General features: G+C 74.8%; 7 protein-coding genes and 1 pseudogene. 7 read left to right on the top strand and 1 reads right to left on the bottom strand.

Annotation, left to right across the window (positions count from 1 at the left end; translation table 11 throughout):
- From VGD85_RS03960 to VGD85_RS03935, 6 genes and pseudogenes are all read left to right on the top strand, one after another.
- Positions 1-260, top strand: a 260-nt coding sequence (locus VGD85_RS03960; protein ID WP_331062149.1) for a hypothetical protein, incomplete at its 5' end; no start/stop codon positions are given.
- Between the two features lie 6 nt (positions 261-266).
- Positions 267-671: pseudogene (locus VGD85_RS03955) on the top strand (DUF488 family protein); the annotation flags it as partial.
- A 185-nt stretch (positions 672-856) separates the two neighbouring features.
- Positions 857-1,321 (top strand): TspO/MBR family protein, encoded by a 465-nt coding sequence (locus VGD85_RS03950; protein WP_331062148.1) that lies wholly within the window; start codon positions 857-859, stop codon positions 1,319-1,321.
- 77 nt (positions 1,322-1,398) lie between these two features.
- On the top strand, positions 1,399-2,616 hold the full coding sequence (locus VGD85_RS03945) for an ROK family transcriptional regulator (RefSeq protein WP_331062147.1): 1,218 nt from the start codon (positions 1,399-1,401) through the stop codon (positions 2,614-2,616).
- Positions 2,613-3,872 (top strand): 6-phospho-beta-glucosidase, encoded by a 1,260-nt coding sequence (locus VGD85_RS03940; RefSeq protein WP_331062146.1) that lies wholly within the window; start codon positions 2,613-2,615, stop codon positions 3,870-3,872. The genes VGD85_RS03945 and VGD85_RS03940 overlap by 4 nt, the downstream gene beginning before the upstream one ends.
- Positions 3,869-4,831, top strand: a complete 963-nt coding sequence (locus VGD85_RS03935; RefSeq protein ID WP_331062145.1) for an N-acetylglucosamine kinase — start codon at positions 3,869-3,871, stop codon at positions 4,829-4,831. The genes VGD85_RS03940 and VGD85_RS03935 overlap by 4 nt, the downstream gene beginning before the upstream one ends.
- A gap of 4 nt (positions 4,832-4,835) precedes the next feature.
- Here VGD85_RS03935 and VGD85_RS03930 read toward each other — a convergent pair whose 3' ends face one another.
- Positions 4,836-5,024, bottom strand: coding sequence for a hypothetical protein (locus tag VGD85_RS03930; protein ID WP_331062144.1), 189 nt, complete (start codon positions 5,022-5,024; stop codon positions 4,836-4,838).
- Positions 5,025-5,112: 88 nt separating this feature from the next.
- On the opposite strand from VGD85_RS03930, the gene VGD85_RS03925 reads away from it, so the two are divergent.
- Positions 5,113-5,814, top strand: a complete 702-nt coding sequence (locus tag VGD85_RS03925; RefSeq protein WP_331062143.1) for a hypothetical protein — start codon at positions 5,113-5,115, stop codon at positions 5,812-5,814.
- Positions 5,815-6,166: the final 352 nt, after the last annotated feature.

Here is a 6,166-nt window from a genome sequence, read left to right as displayed (position 1 = left end):
CCGCGGGCACGCACGCCGAGGACCCGGCGGTCCTGGGCCTCGCGCCGCGGACCGTCGGCGTGACCGCGCCGGCCGGCCCGCGCGAGGTGGTCCTCACGCTCGCCGCCCGCGGCCCGGTGAGCGGCGCCGACGTCCGCACCGCGACCGGGTTGAACGCCGACAAGGCGCGGGTGCTGCTCAAGCAGCTCGTCGACGAGGGCGAGCTGGTCCGCACCGGCGCCACCAGCGCGACGAGGTGGCACCGGCCCGAGCCCCGGTAGGCCCCGATCGCCACCCTGCTCACCGTCGGCCACGGCACCGCGACCCAGGAACAGCTCACCGGGCTGCTCACGGGTGCGGGTGTCGGACTCGTCGTCGACGTACGCCGCTTCCCGGGCAGCCGGCGCCATCCGCACGTCGCCACCGAGCGGCTCGAGGAGTGGCTGCCGGCGGCCGGTGTCGACTACCGGTGGGAGCCGCGGCTGGGCGGCCGGCGTCGGGTCCCGCCGGGGGAGGAGGACGCCGACCCGTGGTGGCGGGTCGAGGCGTTCCGCGGCTATGCGGCCCACACGCGGAGCGAGGAGTTCCGCTCGGCGTTCGTCGAACTGCTCGCCGAGGTCGCCGCTCGCCCCGAGGCGAGCACGGCCGTCCTGTGCAGCGAGAGCCTGTGGTGGCGTTGCCACCGGCGACTCATCGCCGACGTTGCCGTGCTCCTGCACCAGGTGGCGGTGCGCCACCTCGGGCACGACGGCACCCTGGCCGAGCACGTGCCGGCCGCGGGCGCCCGGATCGCCTCCGACGGGCTGCGCTACGACCGCGATGGGTGAGGTCCCATGCCGCACCAATCGGTGATTCGAGGCTGAGCCATGCTGGTGGCATGCGTGCCCGCCTGCTGACCAGCGCCCTGACCGCGGCCGCGGCCGGTCTCGGCTTCCTCGGGACCAGGCCGGACAGTGCGTGGTACCGATCGCTCGACAAGCCGGCCTGGCAGCCGCCGAGCGCCGCGTTCCCGCTGGTGTGGACGCCGCTGTACGGGCTGGTCGCCTGGGGGACCGGCTGGGCTTTGGAGCGTGCGGAGGCGTCCCCGGAGAGCGGCCGCCGGATGATCGCGCTGACGACGGCGGACCTCGCCGCGAACGCCGGCTGGTGCTGGGCGTTCTTCGTGCGCCGCTCGCCGGCGACCGGGCTGGGCGTGATCGCGGGGCTGGACGTGCTGAACCTCGCGCTGCTGCACGAAGCGGCCCGTCACGACCGGGCCGCCGCGGCCGCGCTGGCGCCGTACGTCGGGTGGACGGCGTTCGCCACCGCATTGAACGCCGCCATCTGGCGTCGCAACCGCTGACCCGTTGACATCGCGGCGGGTCCGGTTCTACGCTCCGAATCATTAGGAAACTTACCTAACAGTTCGGGACGAACAGCATGCGCGAGCCAGGGACCCCACGCCTCCTGCGGGCGATCAACGACCGCAGCGTGCTCGACCTGCTGCTCGCCCACGGGCCGCTGTCGCGGCCGGCGCTCGGCGAGCTGACCGGCCTGTCGAAGCCGACGATGTCGCAGATCCTGGCCCGGTTGGAGTCGGCGCACCTGGTGCGGCGCGGCGGCAGCACCGCTGGGCGTCCGGGCCCCAACGCGCTGCTCTACGAGGTCGACCCGACGGCGGCGTACGTCGCCGGGCTGGACGTCACCGCGCGCCGGATCCGGGCCGCGGTCGCCGACATCACCGGCGAGGTGGTCGGCACCTTCGAGCTGCCCACCCCCGGGCGGGCCGCCGAGGACACCGTCGAGCGGGTCGGCCGGGCGGTCGACGGCGCGTGCGCCGCGGCCGGAGTCACCCGCGCCGATCTCACGACGCTCGTCGTGGGCACTCCGGGTGCGTTCGACCCGCGCACCCAGCGCCTCCGCTACGCCCGGCACCTGCCCGGCTGGCACGGTCCCGAGCTGCTGAGTGCGCTCGCCGACGCCCTCGGCACCACGGTCGTGGTGGAGAACGACGTCAACCTCGCGGCGATCGCCGAGCTCAACGCGGGTGCGGCTCGCGGCGGGGACGACTTCGTGCTGCTGTGGGCCGAGGAGGGGGTCGGTGCCGCGATCGTGCTCGACGGCCGCCTGCACCGCGGCGTCACCGGCGGCGCCGGCGAGGTGGGCTTCCTGCCGGTGCCCGGCACCCCGCTGGTCCGCAACGTCGGGGTCAGCAACGCCGGCGGCTTCCAGGAGCTCGTCGGCGCGAAAGCCGTCCAGGCCCTGGCCCGTCAGCACGGCTTCAAGGCTCCCGACGCCCGCGCCGGTGTCGCCGCCGCCGTCGCGAGCCCCGGCGGTGAGGCGTTCCTCGCCGAGCTCGGACACCGGCTCGCCGTCGGCCTCGCGGCGGTCGTCGCGCTCCTCGACCCTGCGCTGGTCGTGCTCTCGGGCGCGGTCGTCGGCGCCGGCGGGGAGCGGTTGCGCGCGGTCGTGCAGCGCGAGCTGGACGACCTGGCCGCCACCCGCCCCCGGCTCGAGCTGGCCGAGGTGACCACCGATCCGGTGCTGACCGGCGCCCTGCACGCGGCGCTGCGGACCGCCCGCGACCTCGTCTTCGACACCACCGCCGACCGACACGGGCGGCCCGCACGCACGACCCAGACAGGAGAGACCGGATGAAGCTCGCAGTGATCGGCGGGGGGTCGACGTACACCCCCGAGCTGGTCGACGGCATCGGCCGGATGGCCGACCGGCTCGACGTGGGGGAGCTGGTGCTCATGGACCCCTCGGCCGAGCGGCTCGAGCTGGTCGGTGGGGTGTCGCGCCGGATCCTCGCCCACCTCGGCCATCCCGCCCGCGTCACGACCACCACCGACGTCGCCGCGGCCGTCGACGGCGCCGACGCGGTGCTGCTCCAGCTGCGCGTCGGCGGCCAGGCGACCCGTGACGCCGACGAGACCTGGCCGCTGGAGTGCGGCTGCGTGGGTCAGGAGACCACCGGCGCCGGCGGCCTGGCCAAGGCGCTGCGCACCGTGCCCGTCGTCCTCGACATCGCCGAGCAGGTGCGCCGGTCCAACCCGGACGCCTGGATCGTGGACTTCACCAACCCGGTCGGCATCGTCACCCGCGCGCTGCTGCAGGAGGGGCACCGGGCGGTCGGGCTGTGCAACGTCGCGATCGGCTTCCAGCGCCGGTTCGCCGCGACGCTCGGAGTGGACCCCGAGCGGATCGAGCTCGACCACGTCGGGCTCAACCACCTCACCTGGGAGCGCGAGGTGCTGCTCGACGGCGTGGACGTGCTGCCCCGGCTGCTCGGCGAGCACCTGGCCGAGATCGCCACGGAGATCGAGCTGCCCGCCGAGGTCCTCGACCGGCTGCGGTCCGTGCCGTCGTACTACCTGCGCTACTTCTACGCCCACGACGAGGTCGTCCGCGAGCTGCGGGCGGGCCCGTCGCGCGCCAGCGCGGTCGCCGCGATCGAGCGCCGCCTGCTCGACCTGTACGCCGACCCCGGCGTGGTCACCAAGCCCGTCGAGCTCGAGCAGCGCGGCGGTGCGTACTACTCCGAGGCGGCCGTCGAGCTGCTCGGGTCGATCCTCGGCACCGACGCGGCCGCGACCCGCGTCGTCAACGTCGCGAACGCCGGGACCCTGCCGTTCCTGCCCGACGACCACGTCATCGAGGTCCGGGCCCGGGTGAGCGCCGCCGGAGCGGAGCCGCTGCCGGTCCGCGAGGTCGAGCCGTTGTACGCCGGGCTCATCGGCCACGTCGCGGCGTACGAGCGGCTCGCGCTCGACGCCGCGCTGCACGGCGGCCGCGACCGGGTCTTCACCGCCCTCCTGGCGCACCCGCTGATCGGACAGATCGACCGCGCCGAACGGCTCACCGACCTGCTGCTCGCGCACAACCGCGAGTTCCTCGCGTGGGCCCGATGAACGACGCCGGGGAGGGGGTCCTGGCGATCGACGCCGGCAACTCCAAGACCGACGTCGTGCTCGTGGCTCCCGACGGTGCAGTGGTCGGCCGCGCCCGCGGCGGTGGCTTCCGGCCGCACCTGATCGGGGCCCGGGCCGCGGTGGACGATCTGCAGCCACTCGTCGAGGAGGCGACCGGCGGCGTGCTGGTCGCCCACGTCTCGGCCTGCCTGGCCAACGCCGACCTGGCCCCCGAGCACGAGCGGCTCCGCGAGGAGATCGAGCAGCACGGGTGGGCGCGCACGACGTACGTCGGCAACGACACGTTCGCGCTCCTGCGCGCCGGTGTCGAACAACCACCCGGCGTCGCGGTCGTCTGCGGGGCGGGGATCAACAGCTCCGGCATCGGGCACGACGGGCGGACGGCGGGGTTCGCCGCCGTCGGCCGGATCTCCGGCGACTGGGGCGGAGGCGCGTTCCTCGTCGAGGAGGCGATGTGGTGGGCGGCGCGCGCCGTCGACGGGCGGGGTCCGCGGACGGCGCTCGCGGACCTGCTGCCCGAGCACTTCGCCCGCCGGGACATGGCCGACCTCATCGAGGCCGTCCACCTCGGCGACATCTCGGAGCGCCGCCTGCACAACGCGACACCGGTGCTCTTCGAGGCGGCGCGGCTCGGCGACGAGGTGGCCACCTCGGTCGTGCTGCGCCAGGCCGAGGAGATCGTTGCGCTCGCGGCCTCGGTGATGCGGCGGCTCGAGCTCCTCGACGAACGCACCGACGTCGTGCTCGGCGGCGGCGTGCTGACCGCCGGTCACGCGCTGCTGCTCGACGCCATCACCGCCGGGCTCGCCGAACGGGCGCCGCTGGCGACGCCGGTCGTCGTCACCGCGCCGCCGGTGGTGGGCGCGGCGCTGCTCGGCCTCGACGCGATCGGAGCATCGCCCGACGCGCACGCCCGGCTGCGGGCATCCTTCGCCTGAGGGCTCAGCCGGCCAGCCGGTCCAGGCCGTGATAGACGAGGAACGCCGGCCAGACCAAGCCCTCGAGGATGGCCAGGACGTGCCACCAGAAGCCGTCGGCCTCCTGCCAGAACCACACCCACGCGCCGAAGATGCCGAGCCCGTAGAGCGCACCGCTGGCGCCGGAACCCGCCGTACTGTTGTTGCTGCCCACGTCTCCCGACGCTAGTCCCGTCGCACGCTCGTGCACAGGGTCGCAGGACCCGGGTGCGGTCCGCGCCGATCAGGAGCACGCTGGTCCCATGGCGACCGACGAGGACCGGGTGAAGGTCAACGTGCGGTTCCGGCGTGAGCTGGAGCTGGTCGCCGGCGAGAGCCTGTGGGCGGTGCCCGTCGACGCCCACGACGCGGGGGGCACCTACCGGTTGCAGAACAACTCCTTCTACCTGCCGCTGGCCGTGGGGGACGTGGTGCGAGCCGAGCTCAACGGCGACGAGATCCTCCAGGTCGTCGACATCGTGGCGCCGGCACCCGTCGTGCTCACCTCGGTCGGGGTGCACGGCGACCACCAGGTGGCCCGGCAGATGGGGGACCGGTGGCGCGAGCACGGCGCCGACTGGAGCGAGGGCACCGAGGGCCTGCTCTCCACGGTGTGGGCCGCCGGTGTCGAGACCGAGCAGGTGCTGGCCGTCATCGCGCCCGACATGCTCGCCGGACGCGGCGAGCTGCTGTGGCTGGCCGAGCCCGGTCAGCGCACCCGCGAGGCGCTGAACGCCATCGACTTCGAGCTCGACACCGTCCAGCACTTCCCGCCGGTGGAGACCAGCTACTGGGCGGCCGACGACCCGTACTGGCGCGAGCTCGGCCTGGACTCCCCGGACTTCCTCGCCTACCTGCAGACCCTCGCCGGCCGGGACGCCCGGCTCGCGGCGGCCCTGGAGGCCGGCGACTACGAGCTGGTCCGCGAGATGGTGGCGTTCATCAACGACGGCCCGCTCTGGTAGGACGGGCCCAGACGTCGTCGACGCCGAGGACCTCGTGGATCCCTGGCGGCGGTTCTCCGAGGACCGGGGACTCGGTCGCGCTCGCGCGTTCCTCGCCGACGCCGGCATCCGCGTGCCGTCACCGGCCGGCTGAGCATCCGACCGGTCACCCGGCGGTGCCCTGGCGGTCATCCGTCGGCCACCCGCGCGCCGCTCCGCAGCGCCAGCGTGGGGCCCATGACTGATCTCGGGCAGCCCGTCCCCCGTCGTACCCTCCTCCGCGCCGGCGCGCTCGGCGCCGGCGCCCTCGCGGTCTCCGGTGCCACCAGCCCGGTCCGCGCCGCCGCCCCGGTGCGTGCCGCGGCCGGCCTGG

This window comes from Nocardioides sp. (assembly GCF_036401255.1).
In the GTDB taxonomy this organism is placed as follows: Bacteria; Actinomycetota; Actinomycetes; order Propionibacteriales; family Nocardioidaceae; genus Nocardioides.
Note: the sequence above shows the minus strand (reverse complement) of the source record. Positions and strands in the feature narration are given on the sequence as shown.